Below are 25971 nucleotides of genomic sequence, written 5' to 3'. Positions count from 1 at the left end.
CGAGACGGGCAAAGCCCTGATCGCAGGCTGTGCGACTCAAGTACGCAGGTTGTCCAGCACCTTCAAGGTCGGCTCGGCCTGGTTGAGCGTATAGAAGTGCAGCCCCGGGGCGCCGCCGTCGAGCAGGCGCTGGCACAGGCCCGAAATCACGTCCTCGCCGAAGGCGGCAATGGCCTCGCTGTCATCGCCGTAGGCTTCGAGCTGCTTGCGAATCCAGCGCGGGATCTCGGCACCACAGGCATCGGAGAAACGCGCCAGCTTGGTGTAGTTGGTGATCGGCATGATGCCCGGCACGATCGGCGCTTCGACGCCCAGGGCACGGGCGCGATCGACAAAATGGAAATATGCTTCGGCAGTGAAGAAATACTGGGTGATGGCGAGATCGGCCCCGGCCTGCATCTTGCGAGCAAAGTTTTCCACATCCCGTTCGAAGCTGGGCGCCTGTGGATGAGACTCCGGATAGGCCGCCACGGCAATCTCGAAATGCTCCCCGGTCTCCTCGCGGATGAATTCGACCAGCTCGTTGGCATAACGCAGCTCACCGACTCCACCCATGCCGGATGGCAGATCACCACGCAAGGCCACCAGCCGTTTGACACCATCCTCCCGGAAGCGCGTGAGCAGATCGCGCAACTGCGCCTTCTCGCTACCCACGCACGACAGATGAGGCGCCGTGTCGATACCGCACTCGCGCACTGCCTTGACGGCATCCAGGGTACGATGCTGGGTAGAACCACCGGCACCATAAGTCACAGAAAAGAAGCGCGGCTCCCGTGAGGCCAGGGCATCCCGGGCACGCATCAGCTTATCGCGCCCGGCATCGGTATTGGGCGGAAAGAATTCGAAGCTGATATCCAGCGGGGATTGTGGCGCGCTCATCGGTGATTCCTCATTTGCATCGGTGGCGCCGCCATTGTGACGATTCCCGGACATCGGGACCAATGAAAGTTTCGCCGGGCGCCATCAATATCATTCATATAACCATCGGTTCAACGATAACCTGAAGATCTAAGAGAGTCGATGAGCCTCTCTGCCACTGACAGCGTTCTTCCGCCCAGGCATGATAACCCTCCGCTTCGACTCAAGGATGGAGATACCATGACCCTGGAGCCCGGCACGCTGATGGGTCCGCTATGGACGCTTCTGGCCTTCGTCGGACTCGGCTGGCTCGCCTCGCGCCGCCTGTCCGTCGATCCGCGCCCCATCGCCACCCTGCTGATCTATCTGATCGCGCCTCTGACCTTCTTCCGAGGCCTGGTGCTCGGCGGCCCCACTCCCGCCTACCTGCTGGTGACCGGCGCACTCTTTCTCTGCGCCAGCCTGATCGCCCTGGTGATCAACCGCCTGGCGCGCCACTCACTTCCCGCCGAGGAGAGCGCTGTCCTGGCCTTCTCCGCCGGTACCGGCAACACCGGCTACTTCGGCCTGCCGGTTGCTCTGGTGCTGCTGCCCCCGACAGGCGTGACGCTGTATCTCTTCGCGGTACTGGGCGTGACGCTCTACGAATTCACCGTGGGATTCTACCTGAGTGCCCGAGGACGCTTCTCGGCCCGACAGAGCCTGTTCAAGATCGTCCGCCTGCCCTTGATCTACGCCTTTCTCGCGGCACTGCTCGTCGAGGGACTGAACATCGGCGTGCCTGATGCCGTCATGGAAGGGCTCGAGGTCTTTCCGCCGACCTATACCCTGCTGGGCATGATGATCATCGGCATGACGCTCGGCCGGGTGACGCTCCGGCAGTTCGACTGGCGCTTCATTGGCGCCTGCGTGGCGGTTCGTTACCTGCTGTGGCCCCTTCTGGCGCTTGGGGTCGTGCTCGGCATGCAGGCCACGGTCGGGATATCGACAGAACTTGCCATGGCGCTGCTGCTGGTCGGTGTGGTCCCCATGGCCGCCAATGTAGTGGTGGTGGCCATGGAACTCGGCATCGCCCCGGAGAAGGGGGCCCTGGCAGTGCTGATCACCACCCTGGCCGCGCCGCTGCTGATACCGCTGTACCTGGGATGGATGGCGCCACTGGTCGGCGGCTGAGGGTCACGGCGTACGAGTGACGGCCTCGACGGGGCCTGCCCAGCCTTCCCGGGGAGCAGGGGCGGTGACTGGTGGTTCCACCGCGATCACCTCACCGCGCCAGTCGATCAGCTGCAAGCGGCCATTGGGCGTTTCCATCAGCGCCGTGCAGTGCTCCACCCAATCGCCATCGTTGCAATAGAGCACGCCATCCCGGGCACGGAAGCCGGCCTTGTGGATATGCCCTCCCACATAGCCATCCAGCCCTTCACGAGAGGCCTGGTGCAACGCGGCCTGCTCGAACTGGGCCACATAGCGTCGAGCGGCACCGCTGCGACGCTTGAGCGCGGACGCCAGCGACCAATATGGCATGCCCAGTAGTCGACGCCCACGATTGCACCAGCGATTGAGTGCCAGCACGAACTGATGCATGCCATCCCCGAGAGCCATCATCCAGGGTGCCATGCGCACATGGGTATCGAACTCATCGCCATGGCTGATCAGCAAGCGCCGGCCATCGGCGGTGGCATGCACCATGCGGTGCTCGATGCGTACACGATGGACGCGCAGGCCACACAGCCGCCGGAAAGCGGCATCGTGGTTGCCGGGAATGTAAATGATCTCGCAGCCGCTGCGTGCCAGACGCAACAGGCGCGCCACCAGCCGCTGCTGCGCCGGCGGGAGTACCGCGCGCTTGCGCATGGCGATCAGATCAACGATGTCACCGACCAGATAGAGGCGCTCGGGACGCACGCGACGCAACAGACGGGCCAAGAGCTCCGCCTGACAGTCGCGGGTTCCCAGGTGGACGTCGGAGACGAACAGGGTTCGCACGGGCATGGGATTCGACATGGGGCATCCTCCTGACGATGCCCCTACAGGCTGACCCGCCGCCATGACCATGCCATGGCGGCCAGATGACGATATTGTGTCGTTAAAAGCTGGAAGACAGCACGCCCCCCGACAGCATGGGGGCAAGGTTTTTTCTTCCAGCTTCAAGCTTACGACTTCATGCTCCCGGCGAAGCCGGGTTGTTCAGTACCGATAACTATCGGGCTTGTAGGGCCCTTCGACCGGTACGCCGGTGTATTCGGCCTGGGCAGGCGTCATGTGCGTGATCACGCCACCGAAGCCTTCGACCATGTAACGCGCCACCTCCTCGTCCAGATGACGCGGCAACACCCGGACACCCAGCGCCCCGCGCTTGTCGTCCTCGGACAGCGCGGCAAAGCCCGCCTCGAACAGATGTATCTGGGCCAGCACCTGGTTGGCAAAGGAGCCGTCCATCACGCGGGAGGGATGACCGGTGGCATTGCCCAGGTTCACCAGACGCCCTTCGGAGAGCAGGATCAGGTAATCGCGGCTCCGCGGATCGTATTCGCCTGGATCGCTGTCCCGATACACCTTGTGCACCTGGGGCTTGACCTCTTCCCAGTGCCACTGGCGACGCATGTAGGCGGTATCGATCTCGCTGTCGAAGTGGCCGATGTTGCAGACCACGGCCCCGGCCTTGAGCGCACGCAGCATCGGCGCGTCGCAGGCATCGATATTGCCGGTGGCGGTCACCACCAGGTCGATCTTCTGCAACAGGTCTCGATCGACGCTCTCCATGCCCTGATTGATACCGTTCCGATAGGGCGACACCACCTCGAAGCCGTCCATGCAGGCCTGCATGGCACACAGCGGATCGATCTCGGCGATCTTGACGATCATGCCTTCCTGCCGCAACGAGGCTGCCGACCCCTTGCCGACATCGCCGTAGCCCATCACCAGGGCCTGCTTGCCGGCCAGCAAGTGGTCCACGCCACGCTTGATCGCATCGTTGAGGGAATGACGGCAACCATACTTGTTGTCGTTCTTGGACTTGGTCACGGCATCATTGACGTTGATGGCCGGTACCTTGAGCGAGCCCTCCCGCCACATGTCGAGCAGGCGGTGCACCCCGGTGGTGGTTTCCTCGCTGATGCCATGGATGGCATCGAGCAGCTCGGGGCGCTTGTCATGCAGTAGGGCGGTCAGATCGCCCCCATCGTCCAGCACCAGATTGGGCTTCCAGCTATCGGGGCCTTCCACCGTCTGCTCGATGCACCACCAGAACTCTTCCTCGGTTTCACCCTTCCAGGCGAAGACCGGAATGCCGGCAGCGGCGATGGCGGCGGCGGCATGATCCTGCGTCGAGAAGATGTTGCATGACGACCAGCGCACCGAGGCGCCGAGGTCGATCAGCGTCTCGATCAGCACCGCGGTCTGGATGGTCATGTGAATACACCCCGCGATACGCGCACCGGCCAGCGGCTGGCTGTCACGATAACGCTCGCGAATTGCCATCAGAGCGGGCATCTCGGTCTCGGCGATGCGGATCTCGCGGCGGCCCCAATCGGCCAATGCGATGTCGGCGACCTTGTAGTCCACATGGGTGGCGGCGGATACGGCAGGCTGGTTCATGCATCACCTCTTTCCCTAGGAAAAACGTGACCTTCACTATAGGCAGCCGCGTGAAAGGCGGACAAGCCGATATGCCCTAGCGAGATGCCTGGAACCCGGCAACCCCTTCCTCGCCCAGGCGTTCGGCCAGGCCTCGAACCTCGGGATCGGTAAAGAAGTCGTGCAGGGCTTCCGCCCGTGTCTCACCTACCTCGGGCAAGGATTGCCACTGCGCCAGATCCCGCGAGACCAGCGTCGACCACTCCGCTTCCTCACCGGTCAGCGCCCCCGGGGGCGCACCCAATGCCTCCAGCCAGGCCTCGAAGGGACGCTGTCGAGCCGTCGCGAACGCCTCCATCAGTTGTCGACTCCGTACCTCACCGATACCCGAAGCCGAATCCAGCGCTTCGGCGGAAAGCGACATCCAGTCGAGCAGGTCAGTCACCAGGCCCGCCTCGACCAGCGAGCGCCAGGTACCGACTCCTATGCCAGACAGGTCCAGAGCCTCCGGCCCTCCCAGCCACGCCAGGCGCTCGAGGAATTGGTCCTCGCAACCCGGCGATGGATGCCAACAGCTCAGGGCGTGGTAATCGGAGGTCGGTGGCGGCTCCACCTCGGGGCGCGAGACGGCCCGCCAGGCAACGCTATCCAAGCGCGGGATCGTCTGTCCGGCCAGGCTGATGGTCACGGCATCGCCGGGGCGAATGTCCAGGGTTTGCCAGCGACCGAGCGAGCCCACGGTCACTCGGCGAATCGTGCGCCCCGCCAGACTCACCGGCACAAGGTGCAACAAGGGCGTGATGCGCCCCGTACGGCCGACGCGGAACTCGACGCCCCGCACTCGCGCCAGCGCCGAACGTGGCGGGTATTTCCAGGCCGCCGCCCAGTCCGGCGGTTCCTCGGACCGCGCCTCTCCGCCAGGCCGCCGCCCCTGCTTGAGCACTACGCCATCGGTGGCGAAGGGCAATGGCGAGCGATACCAGGTGTCACGCTGGTTCAGGACGTTCTGCAGCGACTCGACCGGCAAGGTCCAGTCACTCGAGTCGGGGAATCCCAGCTCTGCCAGCCGTGCAAGACGCTCCGGCAACGCCGCCGGGCCATCGGGCCAATCCCAGACGAACAGACCAATACGCCGAGCCTCGGCATCGCCGAGCGTTTCACGGGCCAGCCAGCCGGCCACTTCACTGCGTGCACCGGCAGTGCCCCGCTCGGCCTGAACATGGTCGTCGAGTCGACGATAGAGCTCCCCCAGGACCACGATCCGCTGCTGCGTCGGCAACTGCGTCGGCACCTCGGGAATGCGCCGTACGCTAGCCGTCCAGTCCTGTCCCGTCCGCCCGTCTCCGCGGCTGATGGCACGGTGCAACCGCCCACGCTCGTATACCAGGGTGACCGCCACCCCATCCACCTTGGGCTGCAACCAGACATCCTCTCGCCTGGCCAGCCAGGCGCCCGCCTCGACGGCATCGTCCAGCTTGTCAAGTCCCGCCTGGGGGACAGGATGGGGCAGCTCGCCGGAAGCGTGAGCCGGCGATGGCGAAGACGCGACGGAAATACCGGGGAAGCAATCACGCCAGGCATCGAGGCGCGCCTGGGCCTGATCGTAGATGTCGTCATCGACCGGCGAACTGCCGTCCCGCCGATATGCTCGGTTCCAGGCGGCAAGTCGATCGTGTAGCGCTATGATTTCCCGTTCTGCGCGCCCTTCCGACCAATCCGGGCAGGCGGCGAGAAGGGTCGATGGCCAGATCGACCACAACGCCAGAACGACGAGTCGAAGCATGGCATGCACCTCCAGGCCCTGCGATCCTGCTTCGACCCTAGCAAGGAGGCACGAACGCCGCCACTGGAAAAAGCGGCGGCACGTTGTGCGAAATCAACGACAAGCGCCATGGGGAATGGCGCTCGGTGTACGCCTCGTGTCGGCTCAAAGACCGGCGGCGGCCCGCAGGGCATCGGCCCGGTCGGTCTTCTCCCAGGGGAAGGCCGTGAAGGTCTCGACATGCTCTTCGCCCTGGGTATCGGTCCAGGTGTAGCTGTGCTCGAACGGCTCGCGGCCGAAATGGCCATACGCCGCCGTCAGCTGATACATCGGGTGCTGCAGATCGAGCATGCGGGTGATGGCGTTGGGGCGCAGATCGAAATGCTCGCGCACCAGCTCGACGATGCGTTCGTCGCTGATGCGGCCGGTGCCGAAGGTATTGACCGACACCGAGGTCGGCTCGGCCACGCCGATGGCGTAGGACACCTGGATTTCGCAACGCTCGGCCAACCCGGCGGCCACCAGGTTCTTGGCCACGTAGCGGCCGGCATAGGCAGCGCTGCGATCGACCTTGGAGGGATCCTTGCCGGAGAAGGCACCGCCGCCGTGGCGCGCCATGCCGCCGTAAGTGTCGACGATGATCTTGCGCCCGGTCAGGCCACAGTCGCCCACCGGGCCGCCGATGACGAACTTGCCGGTCGGGTTGATGTGGTACCGGGTGGTCTCGGTCAGCCACTCGTCGGGGATCACCTGCTCGATGATCTCGCGGCGTACCATCTTGCGCAGCTGTTCCTGGTCGATGTCCGGGTCATGCTGGGTGGACAGCACCACGGCATCGACGGCGCAGGGCTTGCCGTGCTCATCGTAACGGAAGGTCAGCTGGCTCTTGGCGTCGGGCCGCAGCCAGGGCAGCAGGCCCTGACGGCGCAGCTCCGACTGGCGCTCCACCAGGCGATGCGCGTAGTGGATCGGCGCCGGCATGTAGGAGTCGGTCTCGTTGGTGGCGTAACCGAACATCAAGCCCTGGTCGCCGGCCCCCTGGTCCTCGGGCTTGGCCCGGTCGACCCCTTGGGCGATATCCACGCTCTGCTTGCCGATCAGGTTGAGCACCCCGCAGGTCTCACCGTCGAAGCCCACATCCGAGGAGGTATAGCCGATATCCAGAATGACCCGACGCACCAGGTCTTCCAGATCGACCCAGGCGGAGGTCGTGATTTCGCCGGCAACGATCGCCACACCGGTCTTGACCATGGTCTCGCATGCCACCCGCGCATTCTTGTCGCGGGCAATGATGGCATCGAGCACCGCATCGGAAATCTGGTCGGCGATCTTGTCCGGATGCCCTTCGGACACGGACTCGGAGGTGAAAAGGGAGTATTCGCTCATGGCGTCCTCGACCCTCTGCTGGTGGGATAACGGCGGCAGGGCACGCCGCCGGGACAGACGGTGACGCAGGCCGCGGGCGGCGACGCTCGCGCCATGGCCCGGGCAGACCGATTGGCTGCGAATTCTACACGCTCACCGCCCGCCTTCCTAGCGACACCGAGCCAGCTGACGGCACAGTGCCGCCCTGCATTTGAAGGCAGGTCGCATCTCGGCGACAATAAGCGACCGAATTCGGCCGCGCCGCCCGCGTCTTGCGGCGCACCCAGCCAGATACACGCCCGGCCCCTCCCCGGCCGGACGGTGTTCGCAGACTACCGCCGCAGGCGAGGAGCAACCCCAATGCCATCCCGTTTCGAACTGGCCAACGCCATTCGCGCCCTCTCCATGGATGCCGTCCAGAAGGCCAACTCCGGTCACCCCGGCGCCCCCATGGGCATGGCCGACATCGCCGAGGTCCTGTGGAACGACTACCTCGTCCACAACCCCGCCGATCCCCAATGGCCCGACCGTGACCGCTTCGTGCTCTCCAACGGCCACGGCTCCATGCTCCTCTATTCCCTCCTGCATCTCTCCGGCTACGAACTCGGCCTCGAGCAGCTGCAGAACTTCCGCCAGCTCCACGCCAAGACCGCCGGCCATCCCGAGTACGGCTACGCCCCGGGCATCGAGACCACCACCGGCCCGCTGGGCCAGGGCCTGGCCAATGCTGTCGGCATGGCCATCGCCGAGCGCACCCTGGCTGCCCAGTTCAACCGCCCCGGCCACACCATCGTCGACCATCACACCTACTGCTTCGTCGGCGACGGCTGCCTGATGGAAGGCATCTCCCATGAGGTCGCCTCCCTGGCCGGCACCCAGCAGCTCGGCAAGCTGATCGCCTTCTACGACGACAACGGCATCTCCATCGACGGCGAGGTCGAAGGCTGGTTCACCGACGACACCGCCAAGCGCTTCGAGGCCTACGGTTGGCACGTGGTGCCCAATGTCGATGGTCACAAGCCCGATGAAATCAAGGCCGCCATCGAGCTGGCCCGCCAGCACAGCGACAAGCCCAGCCTGATCATCTGCAAGACGGTGATCGGCTTCGGCGCCCCCAACAAGCAGGGCACCGAGGCCTGCCACGGCGCGGCGCTGGGCGAGGACGAGGTCGCCGCCGCCCGCGAGCAGCTCGACTGGCCGCACGCGCCCTTCCATGTGCCGGAGGCGCTCTACCAGGGCTGGGACGCCACCGAGGCCGGCCATCGCCGCCAGGCCGACTGGCAGGCCCGCTTCGAGCGCTACGCCGAGGCCCATCCCGAGCTGGCCCGCGAGTTCCTGCGCCGCCAGAAGGGCGAGCTGCCCGCCGAGTTGACCAGCGAAGCGCTGATCGAACAGGCCCAGGACAAGGCCGAGACCACCGCCTCGCGCAAGGCCTCGCTGGCCTGCCTCAACGAGCTCGGCCCGCAATTGCCCGAGCTGCTCGGCGGCAGCGCCGACCTGGCGCCCTCCAACCTGACCGTCTGGAACGGTGCCAAAGTGATCGGCCCCGAGGGTTCGCGTGAGGGCTCCCCCGACGGCAACTACCTGCACTATGGCGTGCGCGAGTTCGGCATGGCCGCCATCGCCAACGGCATCGCCCTGCACGGTGGCTTCGTGCCCTACACCGCGACCTTCCTGATCTTCATGGAGTACATGCGCAACGCCGTGCGCATGGCCGCGCTGATGGGGCTGCGCAGTATCTACGTGTTCACCCACGACTCCATCGGCCTGGGCGAGGACGGCCCCACCCACCAGCCGGTGGAACAGCTGACCACCCTGCGCTCAACGCCCAACCTCTCCACCTGGCGCCCCTGCGATGCCGTGGAGACCGCCGCCGCCTGGAACGCCGCCCTCAAGCGCCAGTCCGGCCCCACCGCCCTGGTGCTGTCGCGCCAGAACCTGCCCCATCAGGCCCGCGACAAGCAGCAGCTCGCCGACATTCAGCGCGGCGGCTACATCCTCAAGGACGGCGACGGCACGCCGGAGCTGATCCTGATCGCCACCGGCTCCGAGGTCGGTCTGGCCATGGACGCCGCCACCGCCCTCGGCGACAAGGGCCGCCGGGTGCGTGTGGTCTCCATGCCGTCCACCGATGTCTTCGACACCCAGGACGCCGCCTACCGCCAGGCCGTGCTGCCGGCCGAGGTCGGTAACCGCCTCGTCATCGAGGCCGGCCACCCGGACCTCTGGTACAAGTACGTCGGTCTCGAGGGTCGGATCATCGGCATGACCACCTTCGGCGAATCCGCCCCGGCCGGTGACCTGTTCAAGCACTTCGGCTTCACCGTCGACAACGTCGTTGACGAGGCCGAGCAAATGCTCGACGACGCCGAGGACTGAGTACACCTGGCCGCTCAGAGAAAATGAAAGGGCGCGGCCAACTGGCCGCGCCCTTTGCGTCACCGAGACTTACGCCTCAGAAGATCGGATCTTTTCTCAGGCGATGGTAATGCTGTCGTCGAGATACACATCCTGGATGGCGTTGAGCAGCTCGACGCCCTCGGCCATGGGCTTCTGGAAGGCCTTGCGGCCAGAAATCAGGCCCATACCGCCAGCACGCTTGTTGATCACCGCGGTACGCACCGCCTCGCCGAGATCGGAATGGCCCTTGGAGCCGCCACCCGAGTTGATCAGGCCGATACGCCCCATGTAACAACTGGCCACCTGGTAGCGCGCCAGGTCGATGGGATGGTCGGAGGTCAGCTCGTCGTAGACCTTGTCGTGAGTATGGCCGAAGCCGACGGCCCGATAGCCACCGTTGTTCTCCGCCAGCTTCTGCTTGACGATGTCAGCCTTGATGGTCGCCGCCATATGGATGGCCTGGCCGGTAAGGTCGGAAGCGACATGATAGTCGCTGCCATCCTTCTTGAACTCGGGGTTGCGCAGGTATGCCCACAGCACCGTGACCATGCCCAGCTGATGAGCCCGTTCGAAGGCCTCACTGATCTCGGTAATCTGGCGGCGACTCTCGGGCGAGCCGAAGTAGATGGTCGCGCCCACCGCTGCGCAGCCCATGGCGTGCGCCTGCTCGACCTGACCGAACAGCGTCTGGTCGTAGACCGCCGGATAGGTCAGCGTCTCGTTGTGATTGAGCTTCACCATCATCGGAATCTTGTGGGCATAACGCCGCGCCACCGAGGCCAGGCCGCCGAGTGTCGAAGCCACGCAGTTGCAGCCCCCTTCGATCGCCAGCTCGACGATGTTGGCGGGGTCGAAGTAGAGCGGGTTGGGGGCGAACGAGGCACCCGCCGAATGCTCGATGCCCTGGTCGACCGGCAGGATGCTGACATAGCCGGTGCCACCCAGACGGCCATGGTTATAGATAGCCTGCAGGTTGCGCAGCACCTGAGGGCTGCGATCACTGTCCGCCATCACGCGATCGATGAAGTCCGGGCCCGGCTTGTGGATCGACTCGGCCGGCACGCCCCGGCACTCGTGATTCAGCAGGCTGTCCGCTTCATTGCCGAGCAGCCGTGTAATATCAGTCATTGTGCGTTTCCTCTCCTTGGTGGTTCGACGGATAACAGGGATGCACCATCTAGCCTAGGACTTGTACGAGAAGTCGACGAGTACAGGCATCGTTCGTGGCAGCCTCAGTGCCCCGTCCCAGGCCCGGCCATCGAATGCGGGTAGCCCGCCACAGACTGCCGAAGCCAGGCGAGCGCGTCCAGTCCCGGCTCCGGGACGCCCGACCGGATTTGCGCTAGAATCGCGAACTCGAGTTTTCCCGGCGCCAGCATATTCGAGGCTTTCCATGGCTCACCGCATCGCCATCAACGGTTACGGCCGCATCGGCCAGTGCGTACTGCGCGCGCTCATCGAGCGACGTGAGTCCGATCTCGAGGTGGTGGCCATCAATGAGCTGTCGGGGCTGGATACCATTGCCTACCTGACGCGTTACGACACCACCCATGGCCGCTTCCCCGGCCAGGTCGAGGTCGATGGCGACCGCCTGATCATCGATGGCCACCCGATCCGGGTGCTGTCGGAACCCGATCCAGACCAACTGCCTTGGGACGCGCTCGACATCGATCTGGTACTCGAGTGCTCGGGCAGCTTCAAGGATCGCGCCACTGCCGAGCGCCACCTGAACGCCGGCGCCGGCCGACTGCTGTTCTCCCAGCCCGCCGAGAGCGATGTCGACGCCACCATCGTCACCGGTATCAACGATGCCGACCTGACGGCGACGTGCCGCATCGTCTCCGCCGCCTCCTGCACCACCAATTGCCTGGTGCCGGTACTGACCGAGCTCGACGCGGCGCTGGGCCTGGAACACGGCGTGACCACCACCATCCACTCGGCGATGAACGATCAGCCGGTGATCGACGCCTACCACCAGACCGATCTTCGCCTGACGCGTTCGGCCATGCAGTCCATCGTGCCCGTCGATACCGGGCTGGCCCGAGGCATCAACCGCCTGATGCCACACCTGGCCGAGCGCTTCGAATGCCTGCACGTGCGTGTGCCGACCATCAACGTCTCGGCCATGGACCTGTCGCTGTGCGTACGTACCGACACCACCGCCGAAGCAGTCAACGCCCTGCTCCGTGAGGCGAGCCACACCCGGCTGGCCGGGCTGCTCGGCTATACCGAGGAGCCCATGGCCTCGATCGACTTCAACCACGACCCACGCTCCGGTATCGTGGACGCCACCCAGACCCGAGTGGCCGGCGGCCGCTTGATCAAGATGCTGTGCTGGTTCGACAACGAGTGGGGGTTCGCCAACCGCATGCTCGATGTCGCCGGCCGGATCGCCAGGCTGGGCCCGGTGCCACCTCCCAACGCCTGACTCCCTTCGGCTTCCCAGACGAGGAATCTGCTTCCATGAACGTGCGCAAGATGACCGACCTCGACCTTCGCGGCAAGCGTGTCCTGATCCGCGAGGACCTGAACGTACCCGTCAAGCACGGCAAGGTGACCAGCGATGCCCGCCTGCGGGCCTGCCTGCCGACCATTCGGGCGGCCCTGGAAGCCGGTGCCCGGGTGATGCTGATGAGCCACCTGGGACGCCCCACCGAGGGCGAGCCCGCCGAGGAATTCTCGCTGGCCCCGGTGGCGGATCACCTCGGCGAGCTGCTCGAGCGTCGCGTGCGCCTGGTCAAGCACTACCTCGACACTGAGGTCGAGCTCGCCGACGGCGAAGTCGCGCTGCTCGAGAACGTCCGCTTCAACAGCGGCGAGAAGAAGGACGACGAGGCCTTGGCCAAGCGGTACGCGGCACTCTGCGACGTCTACGTGATGGACGCCTTCGGCACCGCTCACCGCGCCCAGGCATCTACCCATGGCGTGGCACGCTTCGCGCCCGAGGCCTGCGCCGGTCCCTTGCTGGCCGACGAGCTCAGCGCCCTCGAGAAGGCCCTGGCCACGCCGGCCCGCCCGATGACGGCCATCGTCGGCGGCTCCAAGGTCTCCACCAAGCTTGAGGTGCTGACCGCCCTGGCCGAGAAATGCGATCGCCTGATCGTCGGTGGCGGCATCGCCAACACCTTCATCGCCGCTGCCGGCTACAACGTCGGCAAGTCACTGCATGAAAGCGACCTGATCGAGCAGGCCAAGGCCCTGATGAACAAGGTCGAGATCCCGCTGCCCAGCGACGTGGTGGTGGCCACCGAGTTCTCCGAAAGCGCCACTGCCGAAATCAAGCCGGTGGATCAAGTGCAGGATGACGAGATGATCCTCGACATCGGCCCCGACACCGCCGGGCGCCTGGCCGAGCAGCTCAAGGCCGCCGGCACCATCCTGTGGAACGGCCCGGTCGGCGTGTTCGAGATCGACCAGTTCGGTCGCGGCACCGAGGCGCTGTCCCAGGCCATCGCCGAAAGCCCGGCCTTCTCCATCGCCGGCGGCGGGGACACCCTGGCCGCCATCGACAAGTACGGCATCGCCGACCGGGTTTCCTACATCTCCACCGGCGGCGGCGCCTTCCTTGAATACGTGGAAGGCAAGACACTGCCCGCCGTGGCTGCCCTGGAAGCCGCGGCCGACAAGGCCTGATACACTACGCGGATTCTAAACGATCGACTCTCGGTGCGGCGCCGTCCCAGGACGGCGCCGCCGTCACGCTAGACAGGTACGAAACATGGCACTGATCAGCATGCGCCAGATGCTGGACCACGCCGCCGAACACGGCTACGGCGTTCCGGCCTTCAACGTCAACAACCTCGAACAGATGCGCGCCATCATGGAAGCCGCCGACGAGACCGACTCTCCGGTGATCATCCAGGCCTCCGCCGGTGCCCGCAAGTACGCAGGCGCCCCCTTCCTGCGCCATCTCATCCTGGCCGCCATCGAGGAGTTTCCGCATATCCCGGTGGCCATGCACCAGGACCACGGTACCAGCCCCGCCGTGTGCCAGCGCTCCATCCAGCTCGGCTTCTCCTCGGTGATGATGGACGGCTCGCTGGGTGAGGACGGCAAGACGCCGACCAGCTACGACTACAACGTCGACGTCACCCGGCGCACCGTCGAGATGGCCCACGCCTGCGGCGTCTCCGTCGAGGGCGAGCTGGGCTGCCTGGGCAGCCTGGAAACCGGCATGGCCGGTGAAGAGGACGGCGTCGGCGCCGAGGGCAAGCTCGATCACGACCAGCTGCTCACCGACCCCGAAGAGGCCGCCGACTTCGTCAAGGCCACTCACGTGGATGCCCTGGCCATCGCCATCGGCACCAGCCACGGCGCCTACAAGTTCACCCGTCCGCCCACCGGCGACACCCTCTCCATCCAGCGCATCAAGGAGATTCATGCCCGCATCCCGGAGACGCACCTGGTGATGCACGGCTCCTCCTCCGTGCCCCAGGAATGGCTCGAGGTGATCAACGAGTTCGGCGGTGAGATCCCCGAGACCTACGGCGTCCCCGTCGAAGAGATCGTCGAAGGCATCAAGCACGGCGTGCGCAAGGTCAACATCGACACCGACCTGCGCCTGGCCTCCACTGGTGCGGTGCGCCGCTTCCTGGCCGAGAACCCTGCCGAGTTCGACCCGCGCAAGTTCCTCAAGGCCAGCACCGCGGCCATGAAGGACGTCTGCAAGGCCCGCTACGAGGCCTTTGGCACCGCCGGCAACGCCTCGAAGATCAAGCCGATCAACCTCGAAGAGATGTTCCTGCGCTACGAGCGCGGCGAACTGGACCCGCGGGTGAAGTGAGCCCCTCGACCCACCGGCCCCCGCGCCGGTGGGTCCTCCTCAGAGATCCACCATGCACAACCTATGGATTCCCGTCGTCGCCATCCTGCTCATCGCCGGCCTGATCTTCGGCAGCCAGGCAGTATCCGATGCCAAGCGCGACGCCCATATCGCCACCCGTATCGCCGAGCACCTCGAGACCCACGACAAGGGAGAGATCAGCCACCTGCGCACGGTGAACAAGGGCTACGGTCTTTGCGGCGATTACCTGAGAGACGACCGTCCCGCCATCGCCTTCTACTACCACACCGTCACCAAGAAGCTGGCAGTAGGCACCAATGCCACGCGCTACCGCGAGAACTGCGCACGCACCGCTCGCTGAGATACCGGCGAATCCTGCCCAGCGCCCACCATTCACCTCGGACATCGGCACGCTCGATTTCGAACACATGACCCTCACGCTGGACGAGGATCGTCATCTGCGTCTGGTCTATTACGCGGCCTGCGAGTCGCACTCCGGACCCTTCGAGGATTGGCTGAGGCTCCCCATCTCGCCAGGGTAGTGACGTTTCGCGAATCGGCGACACTCGGTGCAAGGATGATGAACAGTTGAAGAACACTGTTCACAAAGCGCGTCACATGGTCTTTAATTGACAGTGAGCACACTTTGACCCGCGAGGACAGCGTGTTCGCTTTCCAACATTCCCACAGAGGCTCGGTGACAATGCGTCCTCTCTGCCTGCTCTTCGATTGCGATGGCACCCTGGTCGACAGCGAACCCCTGCTGGCCGACGAGATGGCGACCAGCCTCAACGCCGTGGGCCTGCCCTTCCAGGCCAGCGATTACATCGGCGAGTTTCGCGGTGCGCGCTTCCGGCACATCGTCGCTGAACTCGAGCGTCGCCATGGCAACGTGGACGCGCAACGCCTCGAGCCCCTCGAGCGGGAAATGCGCGCCAACCTCAACCGTCGCCTGGCCACCGACCTCAAGCCGATCGACGGCGCCACCGAGGCGCTGGCGGTACTCGCGTCGATTCCCATGGGCGTGGTCTCCAATGGGCCGGAGAACAAGATTCGGACCTCCCTGAAAGCCACCGGACTGGACGAGCTTTTCGGCGACTACCTGTTCAGTGGCTATGACGCCCAATGCTGGAAGCCCGACCCCTGCCTCTATCTCCATGCCGCCAGCATGATGGGATTCGCCGCGGCAGACTGCGTGGCCATCGACGACTCCATCGTTGGCGTTCAGGCTGCACTGGCCGCCGGAATGACGGTCATTCACCTCAACCGTTTCCCGGATGTCGAAGAAACGCCCGAAGGCGCCATCTCCATCACCAGCATGTTCCAGTTACCCACCGTGATCTCGCGTCTGACCCAGGCGCAGGCCATGGCGAACTGATCGACGCGGAACCGCCGGTCTTGTGACGACCGCTCGCCCCGGGCCGCCCATGCTCGCGGGCACTACCCGCTTTCGTTTCCAATCAGCGCGTTACCCCGCCTTTCGACCTTTGTCTAGCACCGAGAACCTTGCCGCCAGCGGCACGCGCTGCCTACGATGGGAACGTTCCCATTCAATACGGAAACACCATGCCCGCGTCGTCACGCCCCGCCACCATCCTCGAAGTCGCCCGCGACGCCGGCGTCTCGAAGACCAGCGTATCCCGCTATTACAGTGGCGAGCGAGAGCGTCTCTCTGCCAGCATGCAGCAGCGAATCGCCCAGGCCGCCGAGCGCCTCGGCTACCAGCCCAACCCCATGGCCCGCGGCCTCAAGGGTGGCCCATCGGGCCTGGTCGGCATGCTGGTCGCCGATATCCGCAACCCCTTTTCGGTGGCTGTGATGCATGGCGTCGAACAGGCCTGTCGCCGACAAGGCTTGTCGCTGATGGTCTGCAACACCGATAACGACCCGACACTGGAACGCCAGAACCTGGCGTTGCTGACCTCATACCGGATCGAGGGACTGATCGTGAACGCCGCCGGTCGCCATGGCGAGGCCCTGGCCGAACTGGCCGGCGGCGGCCTGCCCCTGGTGCTGCTCGACCGCTCCCTGGAAGGCATTGATGCCGACGAGGTCGGGCTCGACAACGACCAGGCCATCGACATAGCCCTCGACCACCTAACCGAACGCGGCTACCGCCGGGTACTGTTCGTCACCGAACCGCCAGCCCGAGCCAGTTCACGCCAAGCGCGCTTGGCACGCTTCGAGTCAAATCGCGCCGCGCGAGGGCTCGAGGGCGACATCCTGCAAGCCGAACTCGACGACACGACCCGCCTCGACCATGGGCTGAGCGACTTCCTCGCTGCCTCGACCCGGCAACCCGCCGCCATTCTGTGCGGCAACGGCCAGGTCACGCTCGCGGTGACCCGAGCCCTCCAGGCCCGTCAAGTGCCGCTCGGCGAGATCGGCCTGATGGGCATCGATGAGCTCGACTGGTGCCAACTGGTCACGCCCGGCATCACCACGCTCGCTCAGCCGACCGATGCCATCGGCCAGGCCGCCGTCGATCGGCTGCGTGCCCGCCAGGCCGGACGCACCACGCCCGAGCCCCGACACGAGCGCTTCATCCCGACCCTGATACCCCGGGCCTCGACATGCCGCCCCGGCAACAAGGCCCCCGACGCCACTTGTGACGAGACACGACCATGACACGATCTTCTTCCCCTGAGCTTCTTTCCTTCGGCGAGGCCATGACCCTGTTCGTTGCCGAGACGACCGGCGACCTGGCCGAGGTGGAGCGCTTTCAGCGACGCATCGCCGGGGCCGACACCAACGTCGCCATCGGCTTGGCACGCCTGGGCTTTCATGTCGGCTGGCTGAGTCGCGTCGGCGACGACAGCTTCGGCCGCTACCTGCGTGCCACCCTGGAACACGAGGGCCTGGACTGCCGTCACCTGATCACCGATGCCGACCATGCCACCGGGCTTGTCTTCAAGGAACGCGCCCTGGACGGTGCCGATCCCCGCGTCGAATATCGCCGCCAGGGCAGCGCCGCCAGTCGGCTCTCTACCGCCGATGCCGGCGAGGTCGACTTCCCGGCCTTGCGGCACCTGCACGCCACCGGCATTCCGCCGGCGCTGTCGCCGAGCTGCCGCGAACTCTCCTGGCACCTGCTCGGCGAGGCACGTCGCCATGGCGCCAGCCTGTCCTTCGACCCCAACCTGCGCCCCAGCCTGTGGTCCAGCGAGCGCGAAATGCGCGAGACGCTCAACGACCTGGCCGCCCATACCGACTGGGTGCTACCGGGGCTCGCCGAGGGACGACTGTTGACGGGCCTGGAAACGCCCCATGACATCGCCGGCTTCTACCTCGACCGAGGTGCCGAGGCGGTCTTCCTCAAGCTCGGCCCGGAAGGCGGCTACTATCGCGGTCGCCTCGGCGGCGAAGAGCAGGCCTTCAGCGTTCCCGGCATTCCGGTAGCCGAGGTGGTCGATACCGTCGGCGCAGGCGACGGCTTCGCGGTCGGTGTGATCAGCGCCCTGCTCGATGGCGGCGCGCCGCGCCAGGCCCTGCAGCGAGGCTGCTTGATCGGCGCCGAGGCCGTGCAGGTCCCGGGTGACATGGAGGGCCTGCCCCATCGCGACCGCCTTGCATACCTCGAAGCCGCCCTCGGCTAGATCTCCCGGAGGAATTCCCCATGACCAAGCGCATTCTGGTATATCGCCCGCTCAACGAGGACCAGCTCGCACGACTGGAGCGCGACTTCCGGGTCGACTACCTGCCGAAGATCGACAGCGCCGAGGATCCCGCCTTCCTCGATGCCCTGGTCAACGCTCACGGCCTGGTCGGCGCCAGCCTGCCGATCACCCCGGCGCTGCTCGACCGGGCACCGAATCTCGAGGCCATCGCCAGCATCTCGGTGGGCTACGACAACTATCCGGTGGACGAGCTGACCCGGCGCGGCATCCTGCTGTGCAATACGCCCGACGTGCTGACCGAGACCACTGCCGACACCGGTTTCCTGCTGATCATGTGCGCTGCCCGCCGCGCCATCGAACTGGCCGGGATGGTCCAGCGCGGCGAGTGGCACGAGAGCATCGGCAAGGAGTGGTTCGGCACCGACGTGCACGGCAAGACGCTCGGCATGGTCGGCTTCGGCCGCATCGGAGCCGCCATCGCGCGACGTGGTGCACTGGGCTTCGGCATGCGGGTGCTGTATTCGAACGCCTCGCCCAAGCCCGAACTCGAGGCCGAACTCGGTGCCCAGCACCGCGAACTCGATGCCCTGCTCGCCGAGGCCGACATCGTCTGCGTCACCGTGCCCCTCAACGCCGACACGCACCACCTGATCGGTGCCCGGGAATTCGCACTGATGAAGCCCTCGGCGATCTTCGTCAACGTCGCCCGCGGCAAGGTGGTCGATGAAGCGGCGCTGATCGAAGCGCTGCGCGCGGGCACGCCGCACGCCGCCGGCCTCGATGTCTTCGAGCGCGAGCCTCTGCCCGAGACGTCTCCGCTGCGCCACATGCCCAATGTCGTGGCGCTGCCGCACATCGGCTCGGCGACTCATGAAACGCGCACCGCCATGGCCGATCGCGCGGTCGCCAACATCCTCGCCGCCCTGAACGGCGAGCAACCGCCCAGTCCGGTCAACGAGGTTGGGCCGACGCACTCATGACATCGCCACGACGGCGCCCTGACCGGCCGGGCACCAGGGCGTCGCCACCGTCTTTCGGCCCGGCGGTATCCCATCAGGCAACACATAACAATCAAGAGGTAACGACATGCTCACGACACGCACACAGCCAAGACACGTCTTCAAGCACCTCATCACCGGCGCCACCCTGATCGCGGCACTCGGCGCAACGAGCCTCGCCCAGGCCGTGGAACTGCGCTTCGGCCACGGCGGTACCGAAGACACCGCCTACCATCTCGGCGCGACCCGCTTTCAGGAACTGGTCGAGGACAAGAGTGACGGTGACATCGGGGTCCAGATCATGGGCAACTCGGTACTCGGTCATGAAACCGAGATGTTCGAGCAGCAGATGGCCGGCGCGCTGGACCTGTCGATCATCAATCCCGGCCTGATCACCGACTTCTCGTCGACCGCCAATGTCTTTTCCATTCCCTTCCTGTATCGCGATCAGGAGCACTGGCAAGCCGTGCTCGATGGCGACGTGGGTCGCGAGATCGCCGACCGGATCACGGACGAAACCGGCGTGAAGGTGCTGGCCTTCTTCGGCGGCGGCAAGCGCCAGATCGTCAGCAGCCGTCCGCTCGAGAGCCTCGATGACCTGCAAGGCATGAAGCTGCGCACCAACCCGACCAAGCCCTTGATCGCCGCCTGGTCGGCCCTGGGCACCGAACCCACGGTCATGGCCTGGAAGGAGATCTACACGGGCCTGCAGCTCGGCGCCATCGATGGCTTGCTCAACGAGGCCGAGTGGATCCACCGCATGCGCTTCCATGAAGTCGCCCCGCATATCGGCCTTTCCGAGCACGACATCACGGTACGCCTGCTGACCATGTCGCAGATGTCCTGGGATCGCCTCGACGAGAGCCAGCAGCAGGCCGTGATGGAAGCCGCCCGCGAGGCCGCGAGCTATGCACGTCAGGTCCAGCTAGAGCAGGATGCCGAGGCTCTGGAGCTGCTCGTCGAGGAAGGCGCCACCCTGCATGAACTGGACCGGGAACGCATGCAGGAGATCGTCAGTGAACCGCTCACCGAAGTCGTCGAGGAAATGGGACTGACCGAGCTGCGCCAGAAGATCGCCAACGTCGAATGAGCCCTTGCCGGGGCGCCTGGCGCCCCGGATCACGCCTTCGGGAGACCCCACCATGAGACGCTTGTTGCACGGCCTGACCTGCCTCAATCGTGGCCTGGAGCGTTGCCTTCACTGGCTCCTGCTGGCCCTGCTGTTCGGCTTCATCGCCCTGATCGTCTACCAGATCGTCAGCCGCAACCTGCCGCTGATGCCCCGCCTGTACTGGACCGAGGAATTCAGTCGTTTTGCCTTCCAGTGGATGATCATGCTGGGCACCGCCATCGGCGTGCTGCATGCCGATCATTTCGTCCTGGAGGCCTTCCCCCGTGGCTCGCGGGCCAGCCTGGTGACACGCTGGATTCGCGACCTGGCCTGCCTGACCGTCGGCCTGCTCTTCGTCATCCACGGCAAGGAATTCGCCCTGTCCGGCCTGCGGCGCGAGGCCACCGCCTCTGGGCTGTCGATGATCTACGTCTATTCTGCCTTCAGCGTCAGCGGCCTGTTGATCATCCTGTTCAGCGCCCAGCGGCTGCTGCACGCCCTGCTCGATGGCATGCCCCGCATGGAGATCGACCTCGACACGCCCGACGCCGTCGAGGAAGCGCTTGAAGCGCACGCTGAACACGGCAACGAACTGGATGCCTCTCTCTCCTCCACCGACGGGAGAACGCCATGATTCCCATGGATGCCGTCTTCATCCTGCCCTGGCTGCTGTTCGGCCTGCTTGGTGTGCTGATCATCGCCGGAGTGCCGATCGCCATGGCCCTGGTCCTGACCGCCGCCGGCATGATCCTGCTCGACCCGCGCCTGACCTACTGGGTCATGTTTCAACGCATGTACAACGGCATGGACTCGTTCGTGCTGCTCGCCGTACCGTTGTTCCTGCTGGCAGGCAACCTGATGAACGCCGCCCGCATCACCGACCGGCTGATCACCTTGTGCATGCGCCTGGTGGGTCACTTCAAGGGCGCCCTGGCACATGTCAACGTGATGGTCAGCATGCTGTTCGCCGGCGTCTCCGGCTCTTCGACGGCCGACAGCGCCGGCGTGGGTACCGTGCTGATCCCGGCCATGCAGCGCGAGGGCTATCCGAGCCATTTCTCGGTAGCCGTGACTGCCGCCTCGTCGGTCATGGGCATCATCATTCCGCCCTCCATCAACATGATCGTCTGGGGTGCCCTGACCAACACCTCCATCGCCGGCCTGTTCCTCGGCGGCATCCTGCCCGGCGTGATGATCGGCATGGCCCAGCTGGCGCTCAACGTCGGCTATGTGCGTCGCTACCAGGTGCCGGTCCGCCGTCGCGCCTCGCTGATCGAACTGGCACGTTCGAGCAAGGACGGCCTGCTGGCCGCCGGCATCCCGGTGGTCATCATCGGCGGCATCACCCTGGGGCTGGTCACCCCCACCGAGGCGGCCGTGATCGCCGTCCTCTACGCCCTGGCGCTGGGCACCCTCGTCTATCGAGAACTCAACCTCGCCAAGGTGCTCGATGCCTCCACCGACACCGTGCGCCTGTGCTCACTGTCGCTGTTCAGCCTCGTCGGGGCGGCAATCTTCGGCTATCTGATCAGCTTCTACCAGATTCCCCCCAAGCTGATGGCCGGCGTCAACATCAGCGATCCCGTGATGCTCCTGCTGTTGATGACCGCCGTCATGCTGGTCATCGGCACCTTCATGGACTCCCTGCCGGCCATGGCCATCATGGCACCGATCTTCCAGCCCCTGGCCATGCAAGCCGGCGTCCATCCGGTACAGTTCGGTGTCATCGGCGTCATGGCACTGGGCCTGGGACTGATCACGCCGCCCTATGGGCTCTGCCTGATGATCTCGGCGAAGATCGGCGGCATCCCGCTGCTCAAGGCCCTCGGCACCACGCTGCTGTATCTGGCCGTCATGCTGGGCGTGATTCTGCTGCTGATCCTCTATCCGGACCTGGTCCTGATGCTGCCCCGGCTGATCGCCCCCGATTTCGTGTGAGCCTGCATCACGTCGCCTGGCCGGGTACACTGGCCGGCGGCGCCCATCCACGACCAACCCACGAGGCCCCAATGTCCGCGTCCTCGCCTTCTGCACGCCCCGCTTCGGCTCCCCTCTGCCTGCTGTTCGACTCCGACGGCACCCTGGTCGACAGTGAGATCCTGCTGGCCGAGGTCATGGGTGATGTCCTGCCCGAGTACGGGCTCCCCTTTACCGCCCGCCAGTACATGGAAGCCTTCCGGGGCGTGCGCTTCCACGATATCGTCGCCGCCCAGCAACGCCATCACGGCAACCTCACCGAAGACAGCCTGGCGCGTCTGGAAACTTCCATGCGCACCCGCATGCAGGCGCGCATGCGCGAGGAACTCATCGCCATCGACGGCATGCCCGACGCGCTCGACGCCCTGGCCTGCTACCCCAAGGCCGTCGTCTCCAACGGGCCCGACAGCAAGATCCGCTGCGCCATGGTCAGTGCCGGCCTGGCGCATCACTTCGGCGAGCACCTGTTCAGCGCCTACACCCTGGGGGTCTGGAAACCCGACCCCGGCCTCTACCTCAAGGCAGCCGAGGCCATGGGGTATCCGCCCGAGCGCTGCGTGGTCATCGACGATGCGGCAGTAGGCGTGGAAGCCGGGCTGGCCGCCGGCATGCAGGTGATTCACCTCAACCACTTCCCCGACGAGGAAACCACACCCGAGGGTGCCATCGCCATCTATCATGCCCGTGAGCTGCCCGCGGTCATTGAACGACTGGCCAGCACCGTGACCAACACCGAGGAGGCCTGATTCATCCACAGCCCGTCGCGGGCCATGAGGCTGTGGATGAAACGGCGAAGCGGATGGCAGGAGAGATTCAGCGTGCCGGTGAGCCAAGATGCCGGACCGCCAGCTCCACGCCGCGCAGCTCGGCCAGCCCCTTGAGACGACCGTAGAGCGGGTATCCCGGTGCGGTATCACGATGCTGATCGTCGAGGATGTGGTGGCCGTGATCGGGGCGCAGCGGCAGTCGCGGGCCGCCCTCTCGCTCGCGTCGCCGTTCCTCGTCGACCAGCGCCTGGACGACACCGACCATGTCCAGGTCACCGCCCAGGTGAGGCGCTTCGTGAAAGGTCCTGGGTTCCGCCGCGTCGCGTTGCGTGGCGCGTAGATGGGCAAAATGGATCGACGGCCCGAAGCGACGCGCCATCTCCACCAGATCGAGGTCGGCACGAACGCCATAGGAGCCGGTGCACAAGGTCAGGCCATTGGCCGGGCTCGGCACTCGCTCGAGCAGCCACTGGGCATCCTCGGGACCGGACACTACCCGCGGCAGTCCGAGCAGCGGCCGCGGCGGATCGTCGGGATGAATGGCCATGCGCACGCCCGCCTCTTCGGCGACCGGGATGATCGCCTCGAGAAAGTGGCCGAGGTGCTCGCGGAGGACATCGGCATCGATCTCGGCATAATCGGCGATCACCTCGCGGAACCGCGTCAGCGTATAGTGCTCCTCGGCGCCGGGCAGCCCGGCGATGACGGTCTTCACCAGCCGCTCGCGACCGGCGTCGTCGAGGCCGTCGAGATAGTCCTTCGCCTGGACTTTCTCGACCTCGGTGTACTCGGCCTCCGCGCCGGGACGTGCCAGAAGATAGAGGTCGAAGGCAGCAAAGGCGGTCTGATCGAAACGCAGCGCCAGCCCCCCATCCGGCAGGCGCCAGGCCAGGTCGGTGCGTGTCCAGTCGAGCACCGGCATGAAGTTGTAGCAGACCACATCAATGCCACAGGCCGCCAGGTTACGCAGCGTCTGCTGGTAGGCGGCGATATACCGCTCGCGCTCCGGCAGACCCTTCTTGATCGCCTCGTGCACCGGCACGCTCTCCACCACCGACCAGGTGAGGCCGGCCGCCTCGATCATTCGCTGGCGTTTGGCGATGGCCTCGACCGGCCAGACCTCACCATTGGGGATCTCGTGCAGGGCGGTGACGATGCCGGTCGCCCCGGTCTGGCGGATCTCGTCGAGGGTGATGGGGTCGGCAGGGCCGAACCAGCGCCAGGTGTGTTCCATGTAAAAACCTCTCGATCAGGCTCGCCCGAGGGCGGCCAGCGCCCCGTCGAGCCCCTGTTTCGTCAGGGTGGTATAGGCATCGACGACCGCCTCGGTAAAGCGAGGCTCGGCTGCCAGCGCCGGCGGGAAGACGTCCTCGACGGCCAGGAAAGCCCGTACCAGGGACGCGACGTCATCGCCATGGCGAGCATGCAGGTCGGCCAGTCGTCCGGCCAGAGGATCGTCCACGGCATGGGGCTGACCGGCCAGGTCGTTGCCGGCTGTGTAGCGGATCCAGGCAGCCACGCCGAGGGCCGTGCAAGCTACATCGCCATCGACCGCCAGACGCGCCTGGGCGCCGTGCAGCCAGCGCTGGGGAAGCTTCTGGGAGCCATCCATGGCGATCTGTTGCAGGCGATGGCGCAGGCTGTCATTGGCGAAACGCGCGAGCAGTTGCTCGGCGTAGGCGGTCAGATCGGTGCCTTCGGGCATGGCCAGCGTCGGGGCGGCCTCGTCGAGCATGTAGCGACGCAGCAAGGCCACCAGGTCGTCTCGGCCCACCGCCTCGGCCACCGTCTCGATGCCGTCCAGCGCGCCCAGGTAAGCCAGCAGCGAGTGGCTGCCATTGAGCATGCGCAGCTTCATGGTTTCGAAGGGCGCCACATCGGCGACCATCTCCACGCCATCGGCCTCCCAGGCCGGCCGCCCCAGAGGAAAGTCATCCTCGACCACCCACTGGCTGAAGGCCTCGCCGACCACGGCATTGGGGTCTTCGATACCCAGTTCGGCCAGTCGAGCGAAGTCTTCCTCGGTCATGGCTGGCACGATGCGGTCGACCATGCTGCACGGAAAGGCGACCTCGCGCTCGATCCAGGCCGCCAGTTCGGTGTCACGACGCGCGGCCAACTGGACCACGGCGTCGCGGGTGCGCTTGCCGTTGTCGGGCATGTTGTCGCAGCTCAGCACCGTGAACGGCGCCAGCTCGGCGCCACGACGCTGTCTCAAGGCCTCCACCAGCAGTCCCGGTGCCGTGCACGGCGTCTCGGGGCTCGCTATGTCAGCGGCGATCATCGGATCGTCGACAAGCAGCTCGCCACTGGCCGGGCTCAGGAAGTAGCCCTTCTCGGTCACCGTCAGGGTGACTAGGCACGTTTCGGGCGAGGCCAGGCGCGAGAGTAGCGCCTCGCGGTCGCGTCCCCATTGCCCGTCGCCGTCGGTGCTCTTGTCCCGCCCCGTAAAATGCGTCTCCTCGATCACACCGATCTCGCGGATGGTGACATGCTCGCTGTCGGCGTACTCGGCCACATGATAGCGATGGCCGGCCTCGCGCAGGGCGTCCACCAGCGCCACGTTGGTCCGCAGGTTGGCGCTGCTCACGCCCCAGGCATCGTCACCGCTGCGTTGACGGTAGCGCTCCAGGTAGACCGCCTGGTGGGCGCGGTGGAAGGCGCCCAGCCCCAGGTGGACGATGCGGATCTGGCCGCTGCCGGCGCTCGCCGGCAGCCGTGTGACATTCTGCATCACGCTCTCCATGTCGGTAGGTA

General features: G+C 65.7%; 22 protein-coding genes. 14 read left to right on the top strand and 8 right to left on the bottom strand.

Annotated features, from left to right (window positions below; translation table 11 throughout):
* Positions 1 to 36 precede the first annotated feature (36 nt).
* The gene (metF, locus tag A9O65_RS15230) at positions 37 to 879 is read right to left on the bottom strand and encodes a methylenetetrahydrofolate reductase [NAD(P)H] (protein WP_064700993.1); all 843 of its coding nucleotides are present in this window, start codon (positions 877 to 879) and stop codon (positions 37 to 39) included.
* A gap of 219 nt (positions 880 to 1098) precedes the next feature.
* Here metF and A9O65_RS15225 point away from each other — a divergent pair, with 219 nt between their 5' ends.
* A complete protein-coding gene (locus A9O65_RS15225) occupies positions 1099 to 2031 on the top strand; it encodes an AEC family transporter (protein WP_064702534.1) in 933 nt (310 codons plus the stop codon).
* Positions 2032 to 2034: 3 nt separating this feature from the next.
* On the opposite strand, the gene A9O65_RS15220 is transcribed toward A9O65_RS15225, so the two are convergent.
* The 4 genes from A9O65_RS15220 to metK form a co-directional block, all read right to left on the bottom strand.
* The gene (locus A9O65_RS15220; protein WP_082920191.1) at positions 2035 to 2862 is read right to left on the bottom strand and encodes a UDP-2,3-diacylglucosamine diphosphatase; all 828 of its coding nucleotides are present in this window, start codon (positions 2860 to 2862) and stop codon (positions 2035 to 2037) included.
* Positions 2863 to 3045: 183 nt separating this feature from the next.
* Positions 3046 to 4455, bottom strand: coding sequence for an adenosylhomocysteinase (ahcY, locus tag A9O65_RS15215; protein WP_064700991.1), 1410 nt, complete (start codon positions 4453 to 4455; stop codon positions 3046 to 3048).
* 76 nt (positions 4456 to 4531) lie between these two features.
* Positions 4532 to 6217, bottom strand: coding sequence for an NAD-dependent DNA ligase LigB (ligB, locus tag A9O65_RS15210; RefSeq protein WP_064700990.1), 1686 nt, complete (start codon positions 6215 to 6217; stop codon positions 4532 to 4534).
* 144 nt (positions 6218 to 6361) lie between these two features.
* Positions 6362 to 7582 carry a methionine adenosyltransferase gene (metK, locus tag A9O65_RS15205; protein ID WP_064700989.1) on the bottom strand — a complete coding sequence of 407 codons (1221 nt, stop codon included), beginning with the start codon at positions 7580 to 7582 and terminating at the stop codon, positions 6362 to 6364.
* 339 nt (positions 7583 to 7921) lie between these two features.
* Between metK and tkt the strand changes: the two genes are divergently transcribed.
* On the top strand, positions 7922 to 9940 hold the full coding sequence (gene tkt, locus A9O65_RS15200) for a transketolase (RefSeq protein WP_064702533.1): 2019 nt from the start codon (positions 7922 to 7924) through the stop codon (positions 9938 to 9940).
* 96 nt (positions 9941 to 10036) lie between these two features.
* On the opposite strand, the gene A9O65_RS15195 is transcribed toward tkt, so the two are convergent.
* Complete coding sequence (locus A9O65_RS15195) at positions 10037 to 11089, bottom strand: class I fructose-bisphosphate aldolase (protein ID WP_064702532.1); 1053 nt, start codon at positions 11087 to 11089, stop codon at positions 10037 to 10039.
* 265 nt (positions 11090 to 11354) lie between these two features.
* Here A9O65_RS15195 and A9O65_RS15190 point away from each other — a divergent pair, with 265 nt between their 5' ends.
* The 12 genes from A9O65_RS15190 (at position 11355) to A9O65_RS15135 (ending at position 23193) form a co-directional block, all read left to right on the top strand.
* On the top strand, positions 11355 to 12389 hold the full coding sequence (locus tag A9O65_RS15190; RefSeq protein ID WP_064700901.1) for a type I glyceraldehyde-3-phosphate dehydrogenase: 1035 nt from the start codon (positions 11355 to 11357) through the stop codon (positions 12387 to 12389).
* A 35-nt stretch (positions 12390 to 12424) separates the two neighbouring features.
* Entirely contained in the window at positions 12425 to 13594 is a 1170-nt protein-coding gene (locus A9O65_RS15185; RefSeq protein WP_064700902.1) for a phosphoglycerate kinase, read from the top strand.
* An 85-nt stretch (positions 13595 to 13679) separates the two neighbouring features.
* Positions 13680 to 14744: a class II fructose-bisphosphate aldolase gene (fba, locus tag A9O65_RS15180; RefSeq protein WP_064700903.1), complete on the top strand. Its 1065-nt coding sequence runs from the start codon at positions 13680 to 13682 to the stop codon at positions 14742 to 14744.
* 52 nt (positions 14745 to 14796) lie between these two features.
* A complete protein-coding gene (locus A9O65_RS15175) occupies positions 14797 to 15105 on the top strand; it encodes a hypothetical protein (RefSeq protein ID WP_064700904.1) in 309 nt (102 codons plus the stop codon).
* Positions 15106 to 15447: 342 nt separating this feature from the next.
* Complete coding sequence (locus A9O65_RS15170; protein ID WP_064700905.1) at positions 15448 to 16122, top strand: HAD family hydrolase; 675 nt, start codon at positions 15448 to 15450, stop codon at positions 16120 to 16122.
* A gap of 188 nt (positions 16123 to 16310) precedes the next feature.
* The gene (locus A9O65_RS15165; RefSeq protein ID WP_064700906.1) at positions 16311 to 17372 is read left to right on the top strand and encodes a LacI family DNA-binding transcriptional regulator; all 1062 of its coding nucleotides are present in this window, start codon (positions 16311 to 16313) and stop codon (positions 17370 to 17372) included.
* Positions 17369 to 18340: a sugar kinase gene (locus A9O65_RS15160; RefSeq protein ID WP_064702531.1), complete on the top strand. Its 972-nt coding sequence runs from the start codon at positions 17369 to 17371 to the stop codon at positions 18338 to 18340. The genes A9O65_RS15165 and A9O65_RS15160 overlap by 4 nt, the downstream gene beginning before the upstream one ends.
* Before the next feature lie 20 nt (positions 18341 to 18360).
* The gene (locus A9O65_RS15155; protein ID WP_064702530.1) at positions 18361 to 19341 is read left to right on the top strand and encodes a 2-hydroxyacid dehydrogenase; all 981 of its coding nucleotides are present in this window, start codon (positions 18361 to 18363) and stop codon (positions 19339 to 19341) included.
* A 106-nt stretch (positions 19342 to 19447) separates the two neighbouring features.
* Entirely contained in the window at positions 19448 to 20449 is a 1002-nt protein-coding gene (locus tag A9O65_RS15150; RefSeq protein WP_064702529.1) for a TRAP transporter substrate-binding protein, read from the top strand.
* Positions 20450 to 20501: 52 nt separating this feature from the next.
* Positions 20502 to 21104: a TRAP transporter small permease gene (locus A9O65_RS15145; RefSeq protein WP_064700910.1), complete on the top strand. Its 603-nt coding sequence runs from the start codon at positions 20502 to 20504 to the stop codon at positions 21102 to 21104.
* Positions 21101 to 22408, top strand: a complete 1308-nt coding sequence (locus tag A9O65_RS15140) for a TRAP transporter large permease (protein WP_064700911.1) — start codon at positions 21101 to 21103, stop codon at positions 22406 to 22408. The genes A9O65_RS15145 and A9O65_RS15140 overlap by 4 nt, the downstream gene beginning before the upstream one ends.
* A 71-nt stretch (positions 22409 to 22479) precedes the next feature.
* The gene (locus A9O65_RS15135; RefSeq protein ID WP_064702528.1) at positions 22480 to 23193 is read left to right on the top strand and encodes an HAD family hydrolase; all 714 of its coding nucleotides are present in this window, start codon (positions 22480 to 22482) and stop codon (positions 23191 to 23193) included.
* A gap of 67 nt (positions 23194 to 23260) precedes the next feature.
* Here the strand turns inward: A9O65_RS15135 and uxuA are convergent, their stop codons facing one another.
* Both uxuA and A9O65_RS15125 read right to left on the bottom strand, forming a co-directional pair.
* The gene (uxuA, locus tag A9O65_RS15130) at positions 23261 to 24448 is read right to left on the bottom strand and encodes a mannonate dehydratase (RefSeq protein ID WP_064702527.1); all 1188 of its coding nucleotides are present in this window, start codon (positions 24446 to 24448) and stop codon (positions 23261 to 23263) included.
* 15 nt (positions 24449 to 24463) lie between these two features.
* Positions 24464 to 25948, bottom strand: a complete 1485-nt coding sequence (locus A9O65_RS15125; RefSeq protein ID WP_064702526.1) for a mannitol dehydrogenase family protein — start codon at positions 25946 to 25948, stop codon at positions 24464 to 24466.
* Between the last annotated feature and the right edge of the window lie 23 nt (positions 25949 to 25971).

It is taken from the genome of Halomonas caseinilytica, assembly GCF_001662305.1.
GTDB classification, from domain to species: domain Bacteria; phylum Pseudomonadota; class Gammaproteobacteria; order Pseudomonadales; family Halomonadaceae; genus Halomonas; species Halomonas caseinilytica.
Note: the sequence above shows the minus strand (reverse complement) of the source record. Positions and strands in the feature narration are given on the sequence as shown.